This window comes from Sulfitobacter sp. G21635-S1, from assembly GCF_027213915.1.
Lineage (GTDB): Bacteria > Pseudomonadota > Alphaproteobacteria > Rhodobacterales > Rhodobacteraceae > Sulfitobacter.
This window is the reverse complement of sequence record NZ_JAPWGV010000001.1, coordinates 374786-397835: the sequence shown is the minus strand read 5'-3', so window position 1 is coordinate 397835 and position 23050 is coordinate 374786. Positions and strand designations below refer to the sequence as shown.

The window sequence follows — 23050 nt, the reverse complement described above, 5'->3', positions numbered from 1 at the left end:
TCTGAGGCACCTTTTGGCCGGGCAGGGGTGGCGGGCCGGGGTTGTAGGTCAGCCCGCTTCGGCAGCGTCAAGTTCCTGACGCAGGCGTTTTTCGGATTCCGCCTTGGGCACAGAGAACCGGGCCAGCAGCAGATAGGCGACCGGCGTGAGGTAAAGCGTGGAGAGGGTGGCCAGCCCCAATCCGCCAACGATCACCCAGCCCAGTGCCTCGCGCGCCTCGGCCCCGGCCCCGGCAGACAGGATCAGGGGCACGCCCCCCAGCACGGTGGAGGTCATTGTCATCATCACCGGGCGCAGCCGGATGGTGGAGGCATCGAGGATCGCGGCATGCACATCCTGCCCCTTGTCGCGCAGCTGGTTGGCGAATTCGACAATGAGAATCCCGTTCTTGGCCATGATCCCGATCAGCATGACCAGGCCGATCTGGCTGTAGACATTCAGGCTTTGCCCCGTCAGCAGCAGGGCAAAGACCGCGCAGGCCAGGCCCAGCGGCACGGTGGCCATCACCACCACCGCCGAGATGAAGCTTTCGAATTGCGCCGACAGCACCAGGAACACCACGAGGATGGCAAAGCCGAAGGTGATGAACAGGCCGCCATTGGTCTGGTCCAGTGTCGCAGCCTCGGCCAGCGGCACGATGCGGTTCTGTTCGGCCAGGATTTCATCGCCGATGCGGTCGACCTTGGCCATGGCGTCGCCCAGCGACAGCTCGGGCGTGAGGCCTGCCGTCAGTTCGACAGAACGGTTCTGCCCCTCGCGGTCCAGTTCCGGGGCGAGGGCGCGTTCCTCGAAGGTGACAAAGCTGGACAGCGGGATCATCTGGCCGTTGCCCGCCTGCATGAAGATGTTTTCCAGATCGCCCGAGTCGTTCACCGGGTCCGAGGTGGACAGCATCTGCACCCCGAAGTTGGTATCTCCGATAAACACCGAGGCGACCTCGCGCCCGTCGAGCACCGCCTGCAATGCCTGGCCCAGCCCGGTGATGTCGACCCCAAGGTCAGCGGCCAACGTCCTGTCAATTTGCACGAAAAGCTGCGGCTGGGTGCGTTCGTATTCCAGCCGCACCTGGCCCATGGCGGGGTTCTGGCTGAGCCTGTCCACCATGGTCTGCGCGACTTCGGCCAGCTGGTCATAGTCGTTTCCGGTGATGGCAAAGGCCAGCCCGCGCCCGGCACCGCGAATGCCCAGCGAATTGGGCTGGATGGCAAAGGCGCGGACGCCGATGATGTCCCGCAAACCGGCGTTGATGTCGTTCACGATGTCCTGCTGGCTGCGTGTCCGCGCGTCCCATCGGGACAATGTGAAGACCATGAATCCGCGGTTGGAGGCCCCAAAGCCGGTGATCGAAAAGACATTGGTCACTTCACCCGCATCCTGAAGAGGTGCCACCGCATCCTCGATTTCGCGCATCTTGCCCTGGGTATATTCCAGCGACACCCCCTGCGGAGCGGTGACGCTGAGCAGGGCCACGGCGCGGTCCTCGCGCGGGGTCAGCTCCTGCCGGATGCCGCCGGCCATCAGGGCCGCGGTGGCCGCGACAAAAACCGCGATCAGGACGATGACAAAGGGCATGGCCAGCGCGCCGCGCAGGGTTTTTTCATAAAGGGTGAACAGACGGTTGCCGAGCCAGATCATTGGGCCCCGCGGGTTCTCCGGCGGCGCTGCGGTCAGCAGGCGGCTGGCCAGCACCGGACAAAGGCTGAGCGCCACGACGGAGGACAGCAGCACCGCCATGGCCAGGGTAAAGCCGAATTCCCGGAACAGCCCGCCCGCCTGACCCGGCAGGAAGGACAGCGGGACAAAGACGGCGGCCAGCGTCGCGGTGGTGGTCACCACGGCAAAGAACACCTGCGCCGTGCCGTTGACCGCAGCGGCGCGCGGCCCCATGCCGAGGGTTCGTTGCCGCACGATGTTTTCCAGAACGACAATGGCGTCATCCACCACCATGCCGGTGGCCAGCACCAGCGCCAGCAGGGTCAGGATATTGACAGAGAAGCCCACCAGGTAGATCGCCGCAATCGTGCCGATCAGGGAAACGGGCAGGGTCAGTGCGGGGATCAGCGTGGCGCGGAAATCTCGCAGGAACAGAAAGATCACCGCGACCACGATGGCCACCGCAAAGGCCAGTGTCTTGAGCACCTCCTCGATGGAGCCCGAGATGAAGATCGCATCGTCGGAAGTCACGAAGATGTTCACGTCGTCGGGCAGGGTCCGGTTCAGTTCCTCCACCACGGCGCGCACGTTCTCGGAGATTTCGAGCGTGTTCGACGTGGCCTGCCGGATGACGCCGATGCCCATGCCCTGCTGTCCGTTCGCACGCAGGATCGTTTCGCCCGGCGCCGGGCCCAGCGAAACGCGGGCAATATCGCCCACCGTCACGTTTTCCCTGATTTCCAGCGCCTCGAAAGCCTGCGCGGTTGCTACGCTGGCCGTGGTGCGCACGTTGATGGACTGGCGGTCTCCCGACAGGTCACCGGCGGGGGTGTCATAGGCCACGTCGGCCAGCCCGCGCTGCACGTCCCCCAGGGTCAGGCCCCGGCTGGCCAGTTCCAGCAGGTCGATATCGACCCGAAAGATCTGTTCCCGGTCGCCGTAGATTTGCAGGTCGGCCACGCCATCGACAGAGATCAGACGGTCCTCGATCCGATCCTGAACGATCTGGGTCAGTTCCTGCGGTGACCGCCCGGTGGAGGTAACGGCGATCCGCATGACCGGCTGGGCGTTTGCGTCCGCTTTGACGATCTGCGGCTGCTCCGCCCCCTCCGGCAGCTGGTTTGCGATCCGGGCGACCGCATCGCGTACATCGGTCGCGGCCACGTCGATATCAACAGAGTCGTTGAATTCGAGCGTCACGCGGCTGCGGCCAAAGCGGGAGTTGGACGAGATCGACCGCACACCCGAGACGCGGCCCACGGCACCTTCGATGCGGCCCGTCAGTTCCTGGTCTACCGCCTCGGGCGAGGCACCGGAGAACTGGGTGGTGACGGTGACCACCGGGCGGTCCACGTTCGGCAGCTCCCTGATTTCCGCACCGAAAAGACCCGCAACACCGGCCAGCACAATCAGCGCGTTCAGGACGAAGGCCAGGATCGGCCGGCGCACGAAGAGCGCGGTGCCCGGTGCGCGTGGTTCCGGCGCGCTCACAAGGTTTCCTTGCCGGTCTGGCCGTCTGCTGTGGCCGGGTCGTTGACCGGGCTGACCTCTGCCCCGTTGCGCAGGGTTTGCACGCCTTCGGTCACGACATTCTCGCCCGCCGCCAGCGCGTCGGCGCGGATCAGGACGGAATCACTGTTGCGCTGTGCGATGGTCACCGGGACCTGTACGCTCTTGCCGCCGCGCACGGCCCAGACAAATGGCCCGTCGCTGGACCATTGCAGCGCCAGCGGGGGAATCGACAGGTAGCTGTCGCCGGGGAAGGTCATGGCCACCGAAAACGCCATGCCCGCGCGCAACGTGTCATTGCTGTTGGCGACACGGCCCTGCACCAGCAGGGTCCGGCTGGTCCGGTCCACCACCGTGTCGATGGCGGCCACTTCGCCGGTCAGGACGGTATCGCGCAGACCCAGCGGCACGACGGTGATCTGCTGGCCCGGCCGTATCTTGCCCACGACCCGTTCCGGTACGCGGAAATCTATCAGGATGTCGGAGCGGTCGGTGATTGTTGCCAGCACGTCCTGCGCATTGACGCGGTCGCCGACTTCGACATCGGTGATGCCGACCCGGCCCGAGATCGGCGCGGTGATCTGGCGCTGCGACAGGTCGAACTGCGCTTTGCGCACGGCCAGCTCGGCACTGCGCAGGGCCACTTCGGTTTCCCGCAGGCGCACTTCGGTTACCGCACCGGTCGATGACAGCTGTTTGATCCTGGTCTCTTCGCGCTGCGCCTCGTCAAGGTTGATCTGCGCTTGCTCCAGCGCGATCTCTTCTTCCTCGTCCAGCAGGCGGGCAAGCACGGTTCCTGCCTCTACCGCGATGCCCGGCGACAGGTTCAGTTCGGTGATGACCCCCACCGCATTGGAACGGACGGTGACCGACCGTTTTGCGCGCCCGTCGCCAATGGCGGTGATCCGGTCCGCGATCGCGGTTTCCCCCACCGTTGCAATCGTGACATTGGCCGGGCCGCCGCCGCCACGGGGCCGCTCCTGTTGTGTCGCGGCCTCGGCCTGGGGAAGCTGGATGCCCAGCAGGTCGGGAATGCCGCTGCGTTCAATCAGGGGGCGGGCCGCTGGAACATAGATGATCCAGACATAAAGGCCTGCACAGAGCACAGCCAGAAATATGAGTGTTTGTTGCAAGGCTTTCATTGGCGGTTTTGCTATCTCAGGTCAATGCGGGCGAAGCTTACCCCGTTCTTGCGGGGTAAGCATCATAATCATTAGGGTAAGGTGCGATCTGACGGATCACGCTTTTGTCAGACGCAAATAGAGCCTTTGCAGGTCGGATCGAGGCAATCCGATCTTTTCCAGATAGCCCCTGACGCCGCCATAGTTCCGGTCGATGTGATCCAGTGTTGCGGCTATGGCGGTTGCGGGGCTTTCCAGCAGTCTGGCATAGCTTTCCACATCACCGCCGCGCGCGCGGGACAGGTCCAGGAATTCTTCCACCAGATCGGGGATGAGATCGGCGGTCAGGGCATAATCCGCGATGATCTGGTCGCGGTCCACATCCGCGATGCCCAGCAGCAGGGCAGCAATGATCCCGGTGCGGTCCTTGCCCGCGGTGCAATTGAACAGCACGGCACCCTCAGGCAGTTCGGCCATGGTGGACAGGACATTGCAGATCGCTGTGGCCCGCGTTTCCAGCGCTGCCAGGTAAAAGGTCAGCAGGGGATGGGCATCTGCCACTTCGGCGCGGGCCATTGCCTGCGGCGACAGGTCGTCAAACAGCGGCAGGTTGGCAAAGTGAACATCCGCAAAGGCAGCAAAGGGATTGGGCGCGCTTTCGACCTCATCCGGCGTGCGCAGGTCGATGACCAGACGCAGACCCTCATCGTAGAGCCGCGTAACATCTGCCGGGTCGAGCCGGTGCAGGCTGTCGGCGCGCAGGAACCGCCGCCAGGGGATCACGCCGCCGCCCGCGGTGGTGTAACCGCCCAGCTCGCGGATGTTATAGGCCCCCCGGACCGGCAGATGGCGCGACATCGGTCTCACGTGAACGCCAGCAGCCTCTTGCGGTCGATCATGCGCAACTCGCGCGCGGCGGGCGACAGCGGCACAAAGCTGACCGAAAGGCCCGAGGGGCGCCATTCGCAGATGCCCATGCCGGTGCCTTCGACAATGCGCAGGCCGTCGGTTGCCAGCAGGTCGATGGTGGAATCCTGACCGTTGGAGATGACAATCGGAATGCCGTGCCAGTGGTTGACCTGGTTGATGTGGATATGCCCCGAAAGGATACCGGCCACCTTCTGGCCCTGCAGCATCTCTGCCAGCCGTTCGGTCGCCGGCATGTCGATGCTGCCCCAGGGCAGGCCATCTGCATCCACGCGCGGAGGGTGGTGCATGACGATCAGACGCGGCAGGTCAGAGCGGCGCGACAGCGCATGTGCCAGAAAGTCGAACTGCGCATCGCAGATCGTACCGGCCACATGCCCCGGCTTCATCGTGTCCAGTGTGATCACATGCATCCCGCCATGCACGACATCGTGGAAATAGGGTGCGTCCGACCCCGCATTGCCAAGGACCTCGTGGAACGGCACGCGTTTGTCGTGGTTGCCCAGGGCCATCACCAGCGGCGGGGCAAGCGGTTCCAGGATCTCTTGCAGCAGGCGGTAGCTGTCGGCATCGCCCATGTTGGTCAGATCGCCGCTGGCCACCACAAAGGCGGGCTGCCGCTCCATCGCGTTGATCACCTGCACCACCCGTCTGAGCGTTTCCACCGCGCCGGATTTGTCGCTTGGGTCCGGCGATCCGGGGTGCGAGATGTGCAGATCGGTCAGGTGGATGAAACGGGTCATATGGATACTCCGGCGGCCTTGAGCAGGGTTTGCGTATAGCTGTGGGCGGGTTGGCGCAGGATGCGGGCGGCGGGTCCGGCTTCCAGCGCCTTGCCATGCTGCATGACCAGCAGATGATCGCAGATCGAGGCGACAACCGCCAGATCATGGCTGATGAAAAGGATGCCCAGCCCCAGGTCGTCCTGAAGATCCATCAGCAGGTTGAGGATCTGCGCCTGCACCGACACATCAAGCGCCGAGACCGCTTCATCCGCGATCAGCAGGGCGGGACGGGTGACAATGGCGCGGGCGATGGCGATGCGCTGGCGCTGTCCTCCCGAAAATTCATGCGGGTATTTGTCGCCGTCGCGCGGGTGCAGGCCGACCTGTTCCAGCGCCTCGGCTGTGCGACGCGGAGTGTCTGCATCCACGCCGATGGCGCGCAGCGGTTCCGCGATGGACCAGCCGACGGTGCGGCGCGGGTCGAGCGATCCGAACGGGTCCTGATAGACCATCTGGAAGTGTCGCCGCTGGCGGCGCAGTGCCGCGGCAGACAGGCTGTGCAAGTCCTCGCCCTGAAACAGGATTTCGCCCGCGTCGGGTCGTTCAAACGCCATAACCATGCGCGCCAGTGTGGATTTGCCCGAACCGCTTTCCCCCACGACCCCCAGCGTTTCGCCCGCGCGGATGGTAAAGCTGATGTCATCCACCGCCGTCAGCACCGGCGCGGCACCCAGCAGCGTGTTGCGCGGCAGCTTGTAGCGCCGGGTCAGGTTGCGGGCGTCGAGCAGGGGGGCGGTCATCTCGTCCCTTCCGTCAGCAGATGGCAGCAGGCGCTGCGTCCCTGGCCGAGGTCGGTCAGGCCGGGGCGGGTGCTGGCGCAGCGCGCGATCTCGACCGGGCAGCGCCCCGAAAAGCGGCAGCCCTGCGGCAGGTCCGGCAGCCCGGGCACGGTGCCGGGGATTGTTGGCAGGCGCGGGCGTTTGTCGCCCGGTGCGCGGGTCTGTGCGACGGGGTCGGGACGTGCCGCCAGCAAGCCGCGGGTATAGGGATGGGCCGGGTCGGCCAGTACCTGATCGGTGGGGCCGCGCTCGACCATGTCGCCACCGTACATGACCACGATGTCACGGGTCGCGCGGGCGACGGCGGCAAGGTCATGGGTGATAAAGACCAGTGCCATGTCGCGCTGGCCGGCCAGCCGCACCAGAAGGTCGGTGATCCGCAAGGCGATATTGGCATCCAGTGCCGTGGTCGGTTCATCCGCGATCAGCAGCGCGGGATTGCAGGCAAGCGCCAGCGCGATCAGCACCCGCTGGCGCTGACCTCCGCTGAGCTCATGCGGGAACTGGCGCATGCGGGCTGCGGGGTCGGGAATGCCCACCTCTTCGAACAGCGCCAGCACGCGGGCCTTTGCGGCCTGGCGGCTGAGACCCTCATGGACCATGATCGGCTCTGCCACCGTGTCGCCCACCCGCGCCAGGGGGTTCAGCGCCGCCATCGGTTCCTGAAAGATCATGGCGACACGCCGCGCCCGCAGGTTTTGCCAGCTGTTCTCCTCTGCATGGGTCATGTCCTGCCCGTCGATGCGCAGCGCCCCGCTCAGCTGCGCGCCATCGGGGGCCATGCCCATCAGACAGAGCGCCAGCATGGTCTTGCCCGATCCGCTTTCTCCCACGATGCCCAGCCGGTCACCGGAACGGATCGTCAGCTTGGCATGGCGCAGGGCGGTGGCAGAGCCGAAAGCGGCGGAGAGATTGTCGAGCTCGAACATCTACCGCTCCCGCGCCAGCCGGGGGTCGGTCATGTCGCGCAGCCCGTCGCCCAGCAAGCCAAAGCCCAGCACGGCGGTGACGATGCACAGGCCCGGATAGATTGCCAGTTGCGGGGCGAGATACATCAGCGTCTGCGCCTCTGACAGCATGCGGCCCCAGCTAGACGCCGGGGGCTGGGCGCCAAGACCGAGATAGGACAGCGCCGCCTCGGCCAGGATGGCGACGGCAAATTCGATGGTGGCCTGCACGATGATCGCGGCGGCGATGTTGGGCAGGATGTGATCGCGGCTGATGGCAAAGCGGTTCATCCCCGCCGCCCGCGCCGCCGAGACGTAATCCAGCGTCCAGACCTGGTTGGCCGATCCGCGCGCCACGCGGGCAAAGACCGGGATATTGATAAAGGCGATGGCCAGCACCGCGTTGGTCAGCGACGGGCCAAAGACTGCCGCCAGCATGATCGCGAAAAGAAGCGCCGGAAAGGCAAAGCCGAGATCGGCCAGCCGCATCACGCCGTCCTCCACCCAGCCACCGATGGCCGAGGCCAGCAGCCCCAGTGTGACTCCGACCGATCCGCCCAGCAGCACCGCGATCAGCGCCACCGCCATCGAGTTGCGGGCCGCCGCCATCAACTGGCTGACCACGTCGCGGCCCAGTTGATCGGTGCCCAGCCAATGCGCGGCGGAGGGGTCCGCGAACTTGTCGCGGATGTTCATCGCGGTGGCGTCATGCGGGGTCCAGACCAGCGACAGCGCGGCGGTGCCGACGACCAGCGCCACCAGCACCGCGCCGATGACGAAGTTGGCGGGCAGGCGGCGGCGGGTCATGCGCGGGCCTTCAGGCGCGGGTCGATCACCACGTAAAGCAGATCGACGACGAAATTCGCCGTGACCACGATGGCAGCAAAGAGCATCACCAGCGCCTGCACCGTGGGCAGGTCACGGTTGGAGATCGACTGGAAGATCAGCCGCCCGAGGCCGGGCAGGTAGAAGACGTTTTCGATGACGATGGTCCCGGTGACAAGGGCGGCAAACTGCATGCCGACGATGGTGACGATGGGCACCAGCGCATTGGGCAGAACATGCCGCCACAGCACCCGGCGGCGCGACAGGCCAGAGGCGCGGGCGGTGCGGACGAAATCCTGCCGCATGACCTCCAGCGCGGAGGACCGCGTGACACGGGCCAGCACCGCTGATTGTACCAGCGCCAGCGCGATGGTGGGCAGGATCAGCGACCGGGCTGCCGCCACCGGGTCGGACCAGCCGGCAAAGCCGCCGGGCGGCAGCCAGCGCAGCTTGACCGCGAACAAAAGCACCAGCAGCATCGACAGCCAGAAGGCGGGCACGGCAATCCCGAGCTGGCTGAGGAACATCACGCCCCAATCCCCGATCCTGCGGTGCCGCGCCGCGGCGCCGATCCCGAGGGTCAGGGCGATGGCGAGCGTTGCGATCATCCCGGCGACCGCAAGCGCGACGGTCATGCCCAGCCGTTCGCCGATCAGGTCGGAAACCGGTACGCGGAAGGAATGGCTGACGCCGAAATCGCCCTGCAGCGCGTTCCATATCCATGAGAAATAGCGCGTCAGCAGCGGCTCGTTCAGGCCCAGCTGTTCGCGCAGGGCCGCCAGCGCGTCATCGGTGGCATCCAGCCCCAGGATGGTCAGCGCCGGATCACCCGGCAGGACATTCATGACCGCGAATACCACCACGGACACCGCGAGCAGTGTCAGGATGAAACCGGCGGTCCGGCGGAACAGGAAATACCACATGAAAGATTACAATCGGGCCGGGGGGCTGCGCGCGCCAAAAGCCCGCGCAGCCGGTCCTGTCAGCCGCCGTTGCTGACCCCCTTGAGGGGCATGTAAAGCACGGGTGAGGAGGACCAGTAGCCTTCGACCCCGGTGCGGAACACGCCCAGCAGCGGCAATTGGAACAGGAAGGCATGAACCGACTGATCTGACAGATATTGCTGCCCCTGCTTCAGCAGCTCGTCCCGCTTCGCCGGGTCGGCCTCCGTCTCGATGCTGTTCCAGAGCGCGGTGAATTCCGCGTCGTCATAGCCATAGAAGTAGTCCGGCCCACGCGCAAAGTTGCCCATGTCGTTGGGCGAAGTATGGGCGATGATCGTCATGTCGTAGTTCTTTTTCTTGTAGACCTCGTCGATCCAGAAACCCCATTCCACGTTCTCGACCTTTGCGTCGATGCCCGCGTTGGACAGTTCCTGCTGGATGATCTCGGCAGAGCGCATGGCATAGGGGAAGGGCGGCACGCGCAGGGTCATCGTGGTGCCTTCGACACCGGCCTCGGCAAACATTGCCTTTGCTTTCTCGGTGTCATGGGGATAGGCGCCGGTCAGGTCCACATAGGCGGTGCCATGCGGCGGATAGAAGCTGCCGATGGGCACGGCCTGGCCGTACATCGCGCCTTCGATGATCTCGTCACGGTCGATGGCGGTGGCCACCGCGCGGCGCACCTCGATGTTGTCAAAGGGGGGCTTGGCATTGTTCATTGCCAGGATCACCTCACCCTCGGTCGAGCCGATGTTCACGCGAAAGCGGGGATCGGCCTCGAACTGCGGCAGCAGTTCCGGCGCGGGAAAGCCGGGGAAGGCGTCCAGCTCCTCGGCCATCATCGCGGCGGTCGCGGCAGCAGGGTCAGAGATGAAGCGGAATTCGACCTTGTCCAGCGCCACGCTGTCCGCATCGCGGTACTCGGCGTTCTTGACCAGTGTCAGCCGGTCGCCGCGCGTCCAGCTGTCCAGCTTGAAGGGTCCGGTGCCGACGGGGTTGGTGTTGTTGGTATCCGCCGATTCAGGGGCGACGATGGAACTGTCGCCCTGGCCCATGTTGAACAGAAAGAACGCATCCTTGTTCTTCAGCTTGATCTCGACCGTCTGCGGGTCCAGCGCGGTGACGGAGGCGATGGGTTTGAAAATGTCCTTGGAGGGGTTCACACTGTCCTCGGCCATGGCGCGGTCGAAGGAGAACACCACATCCTCTGCGTCAAAATCGGTGCCATCGTGGAACTTCACCCCCGAGGCGAGTTTGAACGTATAGGTCAGGCCGTCGTCGGAGACCTCCCATTCGGTGGCCAGGTTCGGCCCGACCTGGCCGTTCTCGGCCACGATGGTCAGGGATTCGTAGACGTTCATCGTCAGCATGCCGTCGATGGAGGCGGTGGCATCCGCTGTCGGGTCAAGCGAGGTTGGTTCCTGCTGAAGGCCGACCACCAGCGTATCCGCCAGCGCAGACAGGGGTGCGGCCGTCAGGCCGACGGACAGGGCCAGAACGGACAGGGCGGGAAGTTTCGATAAGCCAGGCATGTGCAGAACTCCTTGCTGAGCATGAGGTGAGGGGCGGCAGCCACCCCGCATGACAGCAGTTTGCGCAGCAGGATCGGCCGGGTCAACGCAGATGCACGGGAATCGCGAAAACATCGCAAAGTTGAAACCTGCCTGGGGGTCAGCTCAGACGGCTTTTCAACAGGTCGCCGGTTCTGGCAAGGATCGGATAGCCGACCATGGAAAATGCCGTGTTGATCTGCTTGAGCGAACGCAGGGTTTCCTGGTGGATGCTGCTGGTTTCGATGCTTTCGGCAAGCCCCTCACGCAATCGGCCTAGGTGGTTGCGCTGCAGCTTCTGTTCCACCGCGCGGACCTTTTCCTTGGCTTCGACAAGGTCGCGTGCCTCGGCCGGGTTCTGGTTCATCATCACGTTGAGTGCCAGGTGCACGTTGCCCTGCACCCGGTCGAGAAAATCGTTGATCTCGTCGCGGCCGACCTCGGAAAAGGCGACGCCTTCGCTCTCGCGGCGTTTGGCCAGCGTCAGCAGGCTGCGCACAATGGTGTCGGAGGCGGCTTCCAGCGCGGTGGAGATGCCCGCCAGTTCCATCGACCGTTTGCCCAGATCCTCGTCCAGACCGCCGCGGCCAAGCTGGGCAAGGTAAAGCTTGATCTCGAAGTGGATCTTCTTGACCGTCTTGTCCTGTTCGCGGATCGCTGTGGCGGCGGCGCTGTCCCAATGGTCATAGAGGGGGCCCGTGGCATTCAGCATCCCTTCGATCTTCTGACCCATGCGCAGCAATTCGCGGGCGGTGGAATCGAGGCCGCGGCCGGGGCGGTCCAATGCATTCGGGTCCAGCGCGCTGATTTCTGCCAGTGTAGAGGTCTCCTTGTCGGAGGCGCTTGTGATCAGTTTTGCGCTGAGCGCGGACAGCGGGTGGATCAGCCCGAGGGCCGCCAGCGCCAGGACCGCGTTGAAGGCCAGATGCAGGTTGATGGCCTGACGGCTGGCATTCGCCCCAAGATATTGCAGCAGATCAGGTTGTCCCGACAGGACCAGCAGCAACAGCACAGCACCGCCGCCGCGCAGCATCAGGTTGGCGCAGATCATCTGCCGCGCCGGGGCGGGGGAGGCGAGGGTGAGAACATAGGCGATGAACCCGCCGCCCAGGTTGGCCCCCAGTACCATGGCGGCGGCCCCTTCGACCGGCAGCAGCGATTGCGCGGCAAGGGTCACGAACAGCAGCACAGCCGCGACGCTGGAATGCACCGCCCAGGCAAAGAGCGCGCCAACCGCGAAGGCGGAGAAGATGTCGCGCCCGAGATAGGCCATGACCGCCTGTGTGCCGGTGCTGTGGACCATGGGTGCCGTGGCATCCCGGATCATGTCCAGCGAAAGGAAGATCAGCGCCAGACCGATCAGGATACGCCCGGTCTGGCGCAGGGTCCCTGACTGCCCGCGCAGGAACAGCGCGACGCCCGCCAGCAGCAGCAGCGGGATGAGAAAGGACTGCCGGATCAGCAGCAGTTGTGACACGATGGCAGAGCCAAGGTCGGCCCCCAGCAGGATCGCCAGCCCGATGGCGGGGATCAGGCTGCCCTTGGCGACGAAATTGGCAACCAGCACCGCCACTGCGGTGGAACTTTGCAGGAAGACCGCGGCCAGAGTGCCGGTGCCCGCTGCCAGCAGCCGGTTGCGGGAGGCGCGGCGCAGCGATTGGCGCAGCTGGGTGGCGAAAGCACGCTCGACCCCCGTGCGCACCAGACGCACCGACCAGATCAGCAGCGCGGCAGCCCCGGCAATATGGAGCAGAAAGGAAAGGAGTGCGGGTTCTTGCAATGGAAGACTTTCAATGCTGGCGGGTCGCAGGCCGTAAAACGGGGCCGGACGAGGGTTTGTAACAGGTTTGTAAAGATAGGCCAGACGCGTCATCTGTCGACGTCAAAGCCGGTACAGGATCTGCCGGATTGGCAGCGATAACCCAAGCGGTGCGGCGCATTTTTCTGCCCGTTTCCACCCTGCCCCGAGGTTGGCCCCGGCGTCATGGAAAAATCCCCCGGCTTTGCAGAAAACGTCATAAATTCGTTACAGAACAGGAGGATACAACGCCGCGCGCGAAAGATGAATGATGTGTTGCCAGCACAGGTAGTTACCCACTACGCTGGCGTAGCCACTGAAAATGGGGGAGAGATGTAATGATGATGCGAAACACGATGATGGCCAGTGTTGCGGCCATGATGGCGGCGGCGCCTGCCATGGCGCAGACCGAGGTCGAGTTCTGGCACGCCTTTACCGGCCGTCTGGGCGAGCTGGTGGCGGAGCAGGTCGAAACCTTCAACAACGCACAGTCCGACTATGTTGTGACCGCGACCCACAAGGGCAATTATTCCGAGACGTTGAACGCAGGCATCGCCGCGTTCCGCGCGGGCGAACAGCCGGACATCCTGATGGTCTTCGAGGTCGGCACCGCAACGATGATGGCCGCCAAGGGCGCGATCAAGCCGGTCTATGAGGTGATGGCGGATGCCGGTGCAGATTTTGATCCCGATGGCTTTATCGGATCGGTCAAGGGCTATTACACCACTGCCGACGGTCAGATGCTGTCGATGCCCTTCAACTCCTCCACGCCGGTGCTCTGGGTCAACCGCGATGCGCTGGAAGCGGCTCAGATCGATCCCGATGTGGACCTGAGCACCTGGGAGCAGGTGGGCGAGGTGCTGGATACGCTCAAGGCATCGGGCAACGACTGCCCGCTGGTCACCGCATGGCAAAGCTGGATCCATCTTGAGAACCTCAGCGCCTATCACAATGTGCCCTTTGCCACCGAGGCCAATGGTTTTGCCGGGCTCGATACCGAGCTGTCGCTGAACGGCCCGGTCCAGGCCAAGCACATCGGCACGATGGGCCAATGGGCCAAGGACGGCAAGTTCATCTACACCGGCCGGCGCAACGAAGGCGGTGCAAACTTCCGCAGCGGTGAATGCGCGCTCTTTACCGAAAGCTCTGCCGGTTATGCCGGGATCAAGTCGGAGGCGACTTTCGACTTTGAAGTGCGACCGCTGCCCTATTGGTCGGATGTCGAAGGCGCACCGCAGAACACCATCATCGGGGGTGCATCGCTTTGGGTGATGGCCGGTCAGTCGGATGAGGAATACAAGGGTGTTGCGACCTTCCTGAACTTCCTGTCCTCGCCCGAGATCCAGGCCAAGTGGCACCAGGACACCGGCTATCTGCCGATCACCCAGGCAGCCGCCGACCTGACGCGCGAGCAGGGCTTTTATGAGGCGAACCCCGGCACCGACATCGCGGTCACGCAGATGACAGCCAAGGAGCCGACGGAGAATTCCAAGGGTCTGCGCCTGGGGTCCTTCGACCAGATCCGCGGCATCATCGACGAGGAGCTGGAAGCGGTCTGGGCCGGTGACAAGGACGCGCAGGCAGCGCTGGACAGCGCGAAGGCACGCGGCGACGAATTGCTCCGCCGTTTTGAGCAAGCGAACCGCTGAACGGAACGGGATGGGCAGGTCAGCCTGCCCATCCTTCTTCTTTGCCAAGACGGGCAACAATGTGTTTGAAATGATCCTGACCGCTCCTGAAAACAGCGAATATGCGGATGACCTGCATGTCCGGATCGGGGTGGAACCAGAAGATGCATCGTTCGATCGTGACGTGTCGTATGCCGTCCATGAGGGCAGGATGCTGAGTGCCGATCTGTGGCACGCCGACAAGCCGTTCTGCGAGGTCCAGCATCCTGACGATGCCGTCGCGCGCCAGGGCCATCGCTTCGTCCGGTGCATAGCCGAATGCGATCTGCGATTTCAGCAAATGCGCATGGTGCAGGTCGAGATCGGCGTAGGCTTCTTCGGAAATTTCAATCGTCCAGGTCAAACGTGCCCGCCTTTTGGTCCAGTGTCCGCATCATGTTCTCGCGGAACATCGACAACGGCACGAAGCCGCCTTTCGCGCGGCGTTCGAGCAGAGTGCGAAACGCCTCTTTCTCCGCCTCATATTCCTCGTCCTCCTTGCGCTTGGCCTCAAGCGCCTGCTGGATTACTGCGGAAGTCGATGAAAACCGGCCCTCGGCCACCTGTTTGCGGGCATATTCGGCCTGTTGATCCGAGATGGAGACGGAAATCTTGACGGTCATGGCTGAACTCCTTTCCGATAAAGTGCTACTCAGTCGCACCGGAGTCAAGTGATGGAAAAGCGCGTCACCTTCAGGGGCATCTGGCTGCCCCTTCTGCTGGTTCTGCCGCAGCTGATCGTCACGGCGGTCTTTTTCTTCTATCCGGCGGGGCAGGCGATCTGGCAGTCGCTGTTCATTCCGGACCCTTTTGGCCTGTCGATGCAATACGTGGGGTTGGGCAATTTCGAATATCTGCTGGGCAATGCCTATTACCGGGCAAGTTTTGTCACCACTGCGATCTTTTCCATCGCGGTGACCGTAGTGTCGATGGGCGTGGCGCTCTACCTCGCGGTGCTGGCGGACCGGCTGATCAAGGGATCGGGCGTTTACCGCACGCTGCTGATCTGGCCCTATGCGGTGGCCCCTGCAGTGGCCGGTGTGCTGTGGCTGTTCATGTTCAACACGCGGGTCGGCGTGGTGACATGGTACCTGGGCATGCTGGGATATGACTGGAATCATGTCCTGAACGGGGAAGAGGCGATGGGCCTTGTCGTGGTCGCCTCCGCCTGGGGGCGGATCAGCTATAACTTCCTGTTCTTCCTGGCGGGTCTGCAGGCCATCCCGCGCAGCGTGATCGAGGCGGCGGCGATTGACGGCGCGCGGTTCTGGACCCGGTTCCGTACCATCGTCTGGCCGCTGCTGTCGCCGACAACCTTTTTCCTGCTGGTGGTCAACATCGTCTATGCCTTTTTCGAGACCTTCGGCGTGATCCACACCATCACCAGCGGCGGGCCGCAACAATCGACGACGATCCTTGTCTACAAGGTCTACAAGGATGGCTTTGTGGGGCAGGACCTTGGCTCTTCCGCGGCGCAATCGGTGATCCTGCTGCTGATCGTGGGGGCGCTGACCATCGTGCAGTTCAAGTTCATCGAGCGCAGGGTGCATTACTGATGGCAGGCATGGTCGAAAAACGCGGTCTTGGGCACTGGATGACCCATCTGGGGCTGATCGTCGGGTTGCTGTTTGTCTTTTTCCCGATCTGGCTGGCCTTTGTTGCCTCGACCGTGTCGCAGCCGGAAATCGTCAAGCCGCCGATGCCGCTTCTGCCGGGCGACCAGTTCCTTGAAAACTACCGCAAGGCGCTGGTGTCGGGCATCAATGCGCCAGTGGCGCTGATGATGCTGAATTCACTGGTGATGGCGCTGGGGATCACCATCGGCAAGATCGTGATCTCGCTGCTGTCGGCCTTTGCCATCGTCTATTTCAGGTTTCCGGGGCGGCGCCTGTTCTTCTGGCTGATCTTCCTGACGCTGATGTTGCCGGTGGAGGTGCGCATCGTGCCGACCTATGAGGTTGTCGCGAATTTCGGGATGCTCAACAGCTATTCGGGCCTGATCTTTCCGCTGATCGCCAGTGCCACGGCGACCTTTCTGTTCCGCCAGTTCTTCATGACCGTGCCGGACGAACTGGCCGAGGCGGCGCGCGTGGACGGGGCAAGGCCGATGCGGTTCTTCTGGGACATCCTGTTGCCGATGAGCCGGACCAACATCGCGGCGCTTTTCGTGATCCTGTTCATCTATGGCTGGAACCAGTACCTCTGGCCGCTGCTGATCACGACCGACCCGTCGATGAACACCATCGTCATGGGCATCAAGCAGATGTTCCCCAGCGGCGACGACATCGCCGACTGGCCGGTGATCATGGCAACTTCCATCCTGGCGATGATCCCGCCGGTGATCGTGGTGATCAGCATGCAAAAGCTGTTCATCCGCGGTCTGGTAGACAGCGAGAAATAACACATGGCGACAGTCAGCCTGAAGGGCATCAAGAAGACATTCGGCAAGACCGAAGTGATCCACGGGATCGACATGGAGATCGAGGACGGCGAGTTCATCGTGATCGTCGGGCCATCCGGCTGTGGCAAGTCCACGCTGCTGCGCATGGTGGCCGGGCTGGAAACCGTGACCGGTGGAGAGGTGCAGATCGGCGGCGCGCGGGTGAACGAGCGTGAACCGATGGAGCGGGACATCGCAATGGTGTTCCAGAACTACGCGCTTTATCCGCATATGTCGGTCTTCGACAACATGGCTTACGGCCTGAAGATCGCAGGCACTCCCAAGGCCGAGATTGCCGAACGGGTGAACGAGGCGGCGGGGCTGCTGCAGCTTGGCGATTACCTTGACCGGCGGCCGCGCGAACTGTCGGGCGGGCAGCGCCAGCGTGTGGCCATGGGCCGGGCCATCGTGCGCAAGCCTTCGGTGTTTCTGTTTGACGAGCCGCTGTCCAACCTGGATGCCAAGCTGCGGGTGCAGATGCGGCTGGAGATCAAGCAGTTGCAGCGCCGTCTGGGGGTCACGTCGCTTTATGTGACGCATGACCAGGTGGAGGCGATGACCCTGGCCGACCGGATGATCGTGATGAACGCGGGCCGCGCCGACCAGATCGGCGCGCCGCTGGAGGTCTATGCCAACCCGGCGACCGAATTCGTCGCCGGATTCATTGGCTCGCCGCCGATGAACTTCCTGCCTGCCGGTCTGGCGACGGACGCACCGGAAGGGGCAAAGACGCTGGGCATCCGGCCCGAGAACCTGGCGCTGGCCGGGCAGGGGACCCGGGCCACCGCGATCTATAACGAGGCATTGGGGGCGGAAACACTGGTGCATGTGGATCTGGCGGATGGCACCCGCGCCACGGTGCGGCAAGACGCCTCTGTTCCGATGCCTCCGGAAGGTGCCGCGGTGAACCTCGAATGGCAGGACGCGGATCGGATATTCTTTGACTCCGATGGCAGACGGTGCTGATCATGGCGCCATTGAGAACCCTTCGGGTGTCACACCGCTGTCATATGTGAACACTACGACCCAGGAAGCCCGGCGCGGCCTGACCGCACCGGCACAATTTGGAGAAAATCATGAAAACCATCCTGACAACCGTTGCCGTCCTGGCGCTCTGCTCTGCCGCGCAGGCGGACACGCTGCGCCTTTTGACCTGGGGCGGCTATGCGCCCGAGAACGTGATCGAGATGTTCGAGGCCGAGACCGGCCATACCGTCGAAGTGACCAAGTCGAACAACGAGGAAATGATCGCCAAACTGCGCGCGACCAATGGCGGCGGTTTTGACCTTGCCCAGCCCAGCCAGGACCGCATCGCGGGCCCGCAGGCCGAATTCGGCATCTACAAACCGCTGGACATGTCGAAGATCGACGCCAGCCTGTTCATCCCTTCGATGCTGGAAGCGACCAAGGGCAACACAACGGTGGATGGTGAGATCTATGCCGTGCCGCATGTCTGGGGCACTTCGGGCCTTGTGGTGAACACCGCGATGGCGGCTGACGTGAAGGACTATACCGACCTCTGCAACGCCGATGTCGCCGGGAAAGTATCTTACCGTCTGAAGCGTCCGACATTGATCGGCTTCGCCTATGCGATGGGTCTGGACCCCTTTGCGGCCTATGGCGATGAAGCGGCCTACAAGGCGATCCTTGATCAGGTCGAAGCCAAGCTGGTGGAGTGCAAACCCAACGTCAAAACCTATTGGGATGGCGGCGACGAGCTGAAGAACCTGCTGCGTTCGGGCGAAGTCGTGGCGTCGATGGCATGGGACACCGGCGGCTGGCAGCTGAACGACGATAACAAGGACATCACCTTTGTCGCGCCCACATCGGGTGCGCTTGGCTGGATCGACACCTTTGTTCTGCCTGCACGGGGTCGTGCCGACGATGCGGCCTATGCCTGGATCAATTTCGTGATGAAACCGGAAATTGCGGCGATGATCACCGCGTCAGCCGGAAACTTCACCGCCTCGCAGGGTGGCGATGAGGGCGTGGACGACGCGCTGAAGGCCAAGTATCAGGCCAGCTTCCCGCAGGAAGCCATCGACAACATCAAGTGGTATCCGACGGTTCCGGCTGGCCTTGAGGCGCTGGAAGGTGCGGCGCTCGACCGGATCAACGCGGCCAACTGATCGGCCATGAAATGACGCAGGGGGAGCGCGGCAACCGCGCTTCCCGCTTTTATTGAAGGCCTCCCATGTCCGAAACCCCCGACCTTGAATGCCGCGACATCTGCAAGAGCTTTGATGACTTCAAGGCGGTGGACAACGTCAGTTTCTCCGTCCCGCAGGGCAAGTTTTTCTCCATCCTCGGGCCGTCGGGCTGTGGCAAGACAACGCTGCTGCGAATGATCGCGGGGTTTCAGAAACCCACCAGCGGTGACCTGCTGATCAAGGGGCGGTCGGTTGTGGATGTGCCACCGAACAAGCGGCCCGTGTCGATGGTGTTTCAGCACCTTGCCCTGTTCCCGATGATGAACATCGGCGCCAACGTGGGCTTTGGTTTGCGCCAGCGCGGGGTGAACAAGACGGATGCCAAGAAACAGGTGGAGCGGGTGCTGGAGCGTGTGGGGCTGGCCGGTGTTGCGGACCGGGCTGTCAGTTCGCTGTCCGGCGGGCAGAAACAGCGTGTCGCCATCGCCCGCTGCATGGTGCTGGAGCCGGACGTGCTGCTGCTGGATGAACCGCTGGGCGCGCTGGATCTGAAGCTGCGCGAACACATGAAGATCGAGCTCAAGCAGTTGCAGTCGGAATTCAACACCACCTTTGTCTACATCACCCACGATCAGTCAGAGGCGCTGGTGATGTCCGACCAGATCGCGGTGATGAACCACGGTGTCTTTGAACAGGTCGGCACGGCGAAAGAGCTCTATTATGAACCGCAGACCGCCTTTGTCGCCGGGTTCGTGGGTGAGGCGAACAAGTTTGCCGCCACGGTCGAGGAAATGGGCGGCGGGCTGCTGACCCTGCGCAGCGAGGCGGGCAGGGTGATCACGGGCGTCGCGGCGGGGCAGGGGTTGGCCAAGGGCGACAGGGTGCGTGTCTTTGTCCGGCCCGAGGCGGTGCGTCTGTCGCGCGCGCCGCAAGACACCATCGGAAACGGGGGCGAGGGGACGGTGCAAAGCGTGCTGTTCAACGGGGCCAATTCGCAGGTGCTGCTGCGCGATGCGCAAAGCGGCGCAGAGATCAGCGTGGCCTTGCCGCAGACCGGCGAATTCCGCGACCTGCAACAGGGCGATACCGTTCATTTCCGCTGGGACGCGGAGCAGACGCGGGTCTATGCCGATGGCTGACCGGTCGAAACTGACGTTCTATCTGCTGCTGGCCCCGCTGCTGCTGTGGCTGGTGACGCTGATCATCCTGCCCCATGTGGGCATGTTCATCGTCTCCCTGCGTGAGAAGGTGGGCGTCCGGGAATACGAGACCAGCTTTGCCAATTATGCCGTGTTCTTCAACGAACCGCTCTACTGGAACACCTTCGCGCGCACGGCCTATATGTCGATCGCCTCTACGGTGCTGACGCTGCTGATCGGCTTTCCGATCGCCTATTACATTGCCAAGCTGACGCGCGGGCGCAGCAAGACCACGCTGTTCCTGATGTGCCTGATCCCGTTCTGGGTCAGCGAGCTGGTGCGCACCTTTGGCTGGATGATCCTGCTGCGCGAGACCGGGATATTTTCGAACCTGCTGCAATATGTCGGGCTGGCCGATGCGCCGGTGGAGATGCTGTACAACGATGCCGCCATCATGGTGGGGCTGGTCTATACCTCCATGCTGTTCATGGTGGTGCCGCTGGTCACGACGCTGGACAGTCTGGACGACAGCCTGATCGAGGCGGGCTATGACCTGGGGGCCAGCGGCATCGCCATCCTGCGCGAGATCGTGATCCCCCATGCCATGCCCGGTATCGTGTCGGGCTGCATCGTGGTCTTCATGCTGAGCCTTGGCAACTACCTGACGCCGATCCTGCTGGGCGGCAAGGACAGCCTGTGGTTTACCGGGCTGATCTACAGCCAGTTCATCACCCGCTTCAACTGGGAGCTGGGATCGGCATTTGGCTTTCTGTTGCTGGGGCTGTCGTCGCTTATCGTCTTTGTTGGCCTGAAACTGACCCGGCAATCGCTGGGCAAGACGATGGCCCAGACATGATTACCGGCATCCCCCAAAGCGGCGCATTCAAATGGACCTACCGGGCATATGTCGCCCTGTTCTTCGTTTTCCTGGCGCTGCCGCTGATCACTGTCTGCGTCTTTGCCTTCAACGATTCCGTGTTTCCCTCGCTGCCCTGGGAGGGGTTCACCTGGGCCTGGTTCTTTGGCGATGAGGCACCCTATATCGGTGTCTTTCACGAGCGACCGATCCTGCGGTCCATCGTGACATCGGGCATCGTGGCCTTCTGGGTGGCGCTGCTGTCGGTGGCGGTGGGCACCTGCAACGCCTTTTTGTTCGTGCGGCACGATTTTCCGGGCAAGGGCGTGCTTTATATCCTGATGCTGCTGCCGCTGATCATTCCCGGCATCATCCTGGGGATTTCGATCCTGGTGTTTTCATCCTCGGTCGCGAACACGTTGGAGGACGCGACGGGCCTGTGGTTCGACGGGCTGCGGCCCGGTCTGATCCTGGTGGTGCTGGGGCAATTTTCCTTCATCACCACATTTGCCACGCTGGTGATTTCTGCCCGGCTGCAAAAGTTCGATCCCGCGCTTGAGGAAGCGGCGCTAAACCTGGGTGCGACCCGCTGGGGGGCGGTGCGGGCGATCACGCTGCCGTTCCTCTACCCCGCAATGGGGGCCGCCGGGGTCGTTGCGGTGCTGATGAGTTTCGAGAATTTCAACACCACCCTGATGCTGGTCGGATCAGACGCGCCGCTGACGATCACCATGTTCGACCGGCTCAAGCTGGGTTCGACCCCGGTGCTGAACGCGGTTTCCCTGTTGCTGATCGTGGTGTCGGCCCTGTTGGGGCTCGCCTCCCTCTTGCTGGAGAAACGACAGGATTGACGGCCGGGGCCGGCAACGCCCCTGACAGGGGTCAGCCCCGGCCTTCGCGGACCGTGTCGATCATCAGCTGCACATTCTCGGGGTCGGCGTCAGGCGTGATGCCATGGCCAAGGTTGAAGATATGTGGCCCGCCCGACAGTGCCTTGACGATGCGGCGGGTTTCGCTGACCAGCGCGTCGCCACCCGTGACCATGTGAGAGGATTTCAGGTTGCCCTGCACGCAGCCTGCGGTCTGGACGTGGCTGGCCGCCCATTCGGCACTGACGCCGTCGTCAATGGCGATGCATTCCGCGCCGATGGCCTTGTGCGCCCCTTCATAGCGCGCATCGGCTCCGCGCGGGAAGGCGATGACCGGCACACCGGGATGCATCTCGTGCAGGGCGCTGGTGATGCGCTGCATGGGCTTCAGGGAATAGGTGTCAAAGTCAGCCTCCTGCAGCGACCCGGCCCAGCTGTCAAAGATCTTGACCACCTCTGCGCCCGCCTTGATCTGTTCGGAGAGATAAAGCACCGTCGCTTCGGTGATCTTGTCCATCAGCGTCTCGAACACCGCCCGGTTCTCGGATTTCAGCGCATGGGCCGGCCCCTGGTCGGGCGTGCCACGGCCAGCAATCATATAGGTGGCCACGGTCCAGGGTGCACCGGCGAACCCGATCAGCGTGGTTTCCTCCGGCAGGCCCTTGGACAGAATACCAACCGTCTCGTAGATCGGGCTCAGCCTGTCATGGATGGCCTCGGCGGGTTTCAGGGCCTCCACTTCGGCCTGGGTGGTGATGGTGGACAGGCGCGGCCCCTCGCCGGTGACGAACCACAGGTCGGCCCCCAGCGCCTGCGGCACCAACAGGATGTCGGCAAAAAGGATCGCCGCGTCAAAGCCATAGCGGCGGATCGGCTGGAAGGTGACCTCGGCCGCCAGTTCGGGATTGTAGCAAAGAGACAGGAAATCCCCCGCCTGGGCACGCGTCGCCTTGTATTCCGGCAGATAGCGGCCCGCTTGCCGCATCATCCATATGGGCGGGACCGGAAGGGTTTCGCCCGCCAGCGCACGCAGGATGGTTTTTGTCTTGTTCATGGGGGTACTCTTGATGGAAGTGTTTCATCTATCATGC

General features: G+C 63.4%; 21 protein-coding genes. 8 read left to right on the top strand and 13 right to left on the bottom strand.

Features of this window, described 5'->3' with window-relative positions; translation table 11 throughout:
* Window positions 1-48: 48 nt before the first annotated feature.
* From O4H53_RS01880 to O4H53_RS01835, 10 genes are all read right to left on the bottom strand, one after another.
* Window positions 49-3144, bottom strand: a complete 3096-nt coding sequence (locus O4H53_RS01880) for an efflux RND transporter permease subunit (RefSeq protein WP_269360933.1) — start codon at window positions 3142-3144, stop codon at window positions 49-51.
* Window positions 3141-4304, bottom strand: a complete 1164-nt coding sequence (locus O4H53_RS01875) for an efflux RND transporter periplasmic adaptor subunit (RefSeq protein ID WP_269360931.1) — start codon at window positions 4302-4304, stop codon at window positions 3141-3143. Before O4H53_RS01875 ends, O4H53_RS01880 begins: the two co-directional genes overlap by 4 nt.
* A gap of 96 nt (window positions 4305-4400) precedes the next feature.
* A complete protein-coding gene (locus O4H53_RS01870; protein WP_269360930.1) occupies window positions 4401-5141 on the bottom strand; it encodes a tyrosine-protein phosphatase in 741 nt (246 codons plus the stop codon).
* 5 nt (window positions 5142-5146) lie between these two features.
* Window positions 5147-5953, bottom strand: a complete 807-nt coding sequence (locus O4H53_RS01865) for a metallophosphoesterase family protein (RefSeq protein ID WP_269360928.1) — start codon at window positions 5951-5953, stop codon at window positions 5147-5149.
* Window positions 5950-6735, bottom strand: coding sequence for an ATP-binding cassette domain-containing protein (locus O4H53_RS01860; protein ID WP_269360926.1), 786 nt, complete (start codon window positions 6733-6735; stop codon window positions 5950-5952). Before O4H53_RS01860 ends, O4H53_RS01865 begins: the two co-directional genes overlap by 4 nt.
* A complete protein-coding gene (locus O4H53_RS01855) occupies window positions 6732-7703 on the bottom strand; it encodes an ABC transporter ATP-binding protein (protein ID WP_269360924.1) in 972 nt (323 codons plus the stop codon). The genes O4H53_RS01860 and O4H53_RS01855 overlap by 4 nt, the downstream gene beginning before the upstream one ends.
* Window positions 7704-8528, bottom strand: coding sequence for an ABC transporter permease (locus tag O4H53_RS01850; RefSeq protein ID WP_269360922.1), 825 nt, complete (start codon window positions 8526-8528; stop codon window positions 7704-7706).
* Entirely contained in the window at window positions 8525-9469 is a 945-nt protein-coding gene (locus tag O4H53_RS01845) for an ABC transporter permease (protein WP_269360920.1), read from the bottom strand. The genes O4H53_RS01850 and O4H53_RS01845 overlap by 4 nt, the downstream gene beginning before the upstream one ends.
* 59 nt (window positions 9470-9528) lie before the next feature.
* The gene (locus O4H53_RS01840; RefSeq protein ID WP_269360918.1) at window positions 9529-11022 is read right to left on the bottom strand and encodes an ABC transporter substrate-binding protein; all 1494 of its coding nucleotides are present in this window, start codon (window positions 11020-11022) and stop codon (window positions 9529-9531) included.
* A 139-nt stretch (window positions 11023-11161) separates the two neighbouring features.
* The gene (locus O4H53_RS01835; RefSeq protein ID WP_269360916.1) at window positions 11162-12820 is read right to left on the bottom strand and encodes a Na/Pi cotransporter family protein; all 1659 of its coding nucleotides are present in this window, start codon (window positions 12818-12820) and stop codon (window positions 11162-11164) included.
* A gap of 359 nt (window positions 12821-13179) precedes the next feature.
* On the opposite strand from O4H53_RS01835, the gene ugpB reads away from it, so the two are divergent.
* On the top strand, window positions 13180-14487 hold the full coding sequence (gene ugpB / locus O4H53_RS01830) for a sn-glycerol-3-phosphate ABC transporter substrate-binding protein UgpB (RefSeq protein ID WP_443069507.1): 1308 nt from the start codon (window positions 13180-13182) through the stop codon (window positions 14485-14487).
* Window positions 14488-14506: 19 nt separating this feature from the next.
* Here ugpB and O4H53_RS01825 read toward each other — a convergent pair whose 3' ends face one another.
* Window positions 14507-14869 (bottom strand): type II toxin-antitoxin system RelE/ParE family toxin, encoded by a 363-nt coding sequence (locus O4H53_RS01825; RefSeq protein ID WP_269360914.1) that lies wholly within the window; start codon window positions 14867-14869, stop codon window positions 14507-14509.
* On the bottom strand, window positions 14853-15128 hold the full coding sequence (locus O4H53_RS01820) for a ribbon-helix-helix domain-containing protein (protein ID WP_269360912.1): 276 nt from the start codon (window positions 15126-15128) through the stop codon (window positions 14853-14855). The genes O4H53_RS01825 and O4H53_RS01820 overlap by 17 nt, the downstream gene beginning before the upstream one ends.
* Window positions 15129-15179: 51 nt before the next feature.
* On the opposite strand from O4H53_RS01820, the gene ugpA reads away from it, so the two are divergent.
* From ugpA to O4H53_RS01785, 7 genes are all read left to right on the top strand, one after another.
* The gene (gene ugpA, locus O4H53_RS01815; RefSeq protein ID WP_269360910.1) at window positions 15180-16061 is read left to right on the top strand and encodes a sn-glycerol-3-phosphate ABC transporter permease UgpA; all 882 of its coding nucleotides are present in this window, start codon (window positions 15180-15182) and stop codon (window positions 16059-16061) included.
* Window positions 16062-16069: 8 nt separating this feature from the next.
* Window positions 16070-16906: a sn-glycerol-3-phosphate ABC transporter permease UgpE gene (gene ugpE / locus O4H53_RS01810; protein ID WP_114277507.1), complete on the top strand. Its 837-nt coding sequence runs from the start codon at window positions 16070-16072 to the stop codon at window positions 16904-16906.
* 3 nt (window positions 16907-16909) lie between these two features.
* Window positions 16910-17911, top strand: coding sequence for a sn-glycerol-3-phosphate ABC transporter ATP-binding protein UgpC (ugpC, locus tag O4H53_RS01805; protein ID WP_269360908.1), 1002 nt, complete (start codon window positions 16910-16912; stop codon window positions 17909-17911).
* Between the two features lie 110 nt (window positions 17912-18021).
* Window positions 18022-19074 (top strand): extracellular solute-binding protein, encoded by a 1053-nt coding sequence (locus tag O4H53_RS01800; RefSeq protein ID WP_269360906.1) that lies wholly within the window; start codon window positions 18022-18024, stop codon window positions 19072-19074.
* A gap of 65 nt (window positions 19075-19139) precedes the next feature.
* Window positions 19140-20234: an ABC transporter ATP-binding protein gene (locus O4H53_RS01795; protein WP_269360904.1), complete on the top strand. Its 1095-nt coding sequence runs from the start codon at window positions 19140-19142 to the stop codon at window positions 20232-20234.
* Window positions 20227-21090 (top strand): ABC transporter permease, encoded by an 864-nt coding sequence (locus O4H53_RS01790; RefSeq protein ID WP_443069504.1) that lies wholly within the window; start codon window positions 20227-20229, stop codon window positions 21088-21090. Before O4H53_RS01795 ends, O4H53_RS01790 begins: the two co-directional genes overlap by 8 nt.
* Window positions 21087-21941, top strand: a complete 855-nt coding sequence (locus O4H53_RS01785; RefSeq protein ID WP_269360901.1) for an ABC transporter permease — start codon at window positions 21087-21089, stop codon at window positions 21939-21941. The genes O4H53_RS01790 and O4H53_RS01785 overlap by 4 nt, the downstream gene beginning before the upstream one ends.
* Before the next feature lie 31 nt (window positions 21942-21972).
* On the opposite strand, the gene hemE is transcribed toward O4H53_RS01785, so the two are convergent.
* Window positions 21973-23013: a uroporphyrinogen decarboxylase gene (hemE, locus tag O4H53_RS01780; protein WP_269360899.1), complete on the bottom strand. Its 1041-nt coding sequence runs from the start codon at window positions 23011-23013 to the stop codon at window positions 21973-21975.
* Window positions 23014-23050 lie beyond the last annotated feature (37 nt).

Coding starts and splice junctions, on each gene's coding strand:
- ugpC (WP_269360908.1), top strand. CDS start 16,910: ATGGCGACAGTCAGCCTGAAGGGCATCAAGAAGACATTCGGCAAGACC.
- O4H53_RS01790 (WP_443069504.1), top strand. CDS start 20,227: ATGGCTGACCGGTCGAAACTGACGTTCTATCTGCTGCTGGCCCCGCTG.
- O4H53_RS01795 (WP_269360904.1), top strand. CDS start 19,140: ATGTCCGAAACCCCCGACCTTGAATGCCGCGACATCTGCAAGAGCTTT.
- ugpB (WP_443069507.1), top strand. CDS start 13,180: ATGATGCGAAACACGATGATGGCCAGTGTTGCGGCCATGATGGCGGCG.
- O4H53_RS01855 (WP_269360924.1), bottom strand. CDS start 7,703: ATGTTCGAGCTCGACAATCTCTCCGCCGCTTTCGGCTCTGCCACCGCC.
- O4H53_RS01800 (WP_269360906.1), top strand. CDS start 18,022: ATGAAAACCATCCTGACAACCGTTGCCGTCCTGGCGCTCTGCTCTGCC.
- O4H53_RS01875 (WP_269360931.1), bottom strand. CDS start 4,304: ATGAAAGCCTTGCAACAAACACTCATATTTCTGGCTGTGCTCTGTGCA.
- ugpA (WP_269360910.1), top strand. CDS start 15,180: ATGGAAAAGCGCGTCACCTTCAGGGGCATCTGGCTGCCCCTTCTGCTG.
- hemE (WP_269360899.1), bottom strand. CDS start 23,013: ATGAACAAGACAAAAACCATCCTGCGTGCGCTGGCGGGCGAAACCCTT.
- O4H53_RS01865 (WP_269360928.1), bottom strand. CDS start 5,953: ATGACCCGTTTCATCCACCTGACCGATCTGCACATCTCGCACCCCGGA.
- O4H53_RS01840 (WP_269360918.1), bottom strand. CDS start 11,022: ATGCCTGGCTTATCGAAACTTCCCGCCCTGTCCGTTCTGGCCCTGTCC.
- O4H53_RS01850 (WP_269360922.1), bottom strand. CDS start 8,528: ATGACCCGCCGCCGCCTGCCCGCCAACTTCGTCATCGGCGCGGTGCTG.
- ugpE (WP_114277507.1), top strand. CDS start 16,070: ATGGTCGAAAAACGCGGTCTTGGGCACTGGATGACCCATCTGGGGCTG.
- O4H53_RS01820 (WP_269360912.1), bottom strand. CDS start 15,128: ATGACCGTCAAGATTTCCGTCTCCATCTCGGATCAACAGGCCGAATAT.
- O4H53_RS01845 (WP_269360920.1), bottom strand. CDS start 9,469: ATGTGGTATTTCCTGTTCCGCCGGACCGCCGGTTTCATCCTGACACTG.
- O4H53_RS01785 (WP_269360901.1), top strand. CDS start 21,087: ATGATTACCGGCATCCCCCAAAGCGGCGCATTCAAATGGACCTACCGG.
- O4H53_RS01870 (WP_269360930.1), bottom strand. CDS start 5,141: ATGTCGCGCCATCTGCCGGTCCGGGGGGCCTATAACATCCGCGAGCTG.
- O4H53_RS01860 (WP_269360926.1), bottom strand. CDS start 6,735: ATGACCGCCCCCCTGCTCGACGCCCGCAACCTGACCCGGCGCTACAAG.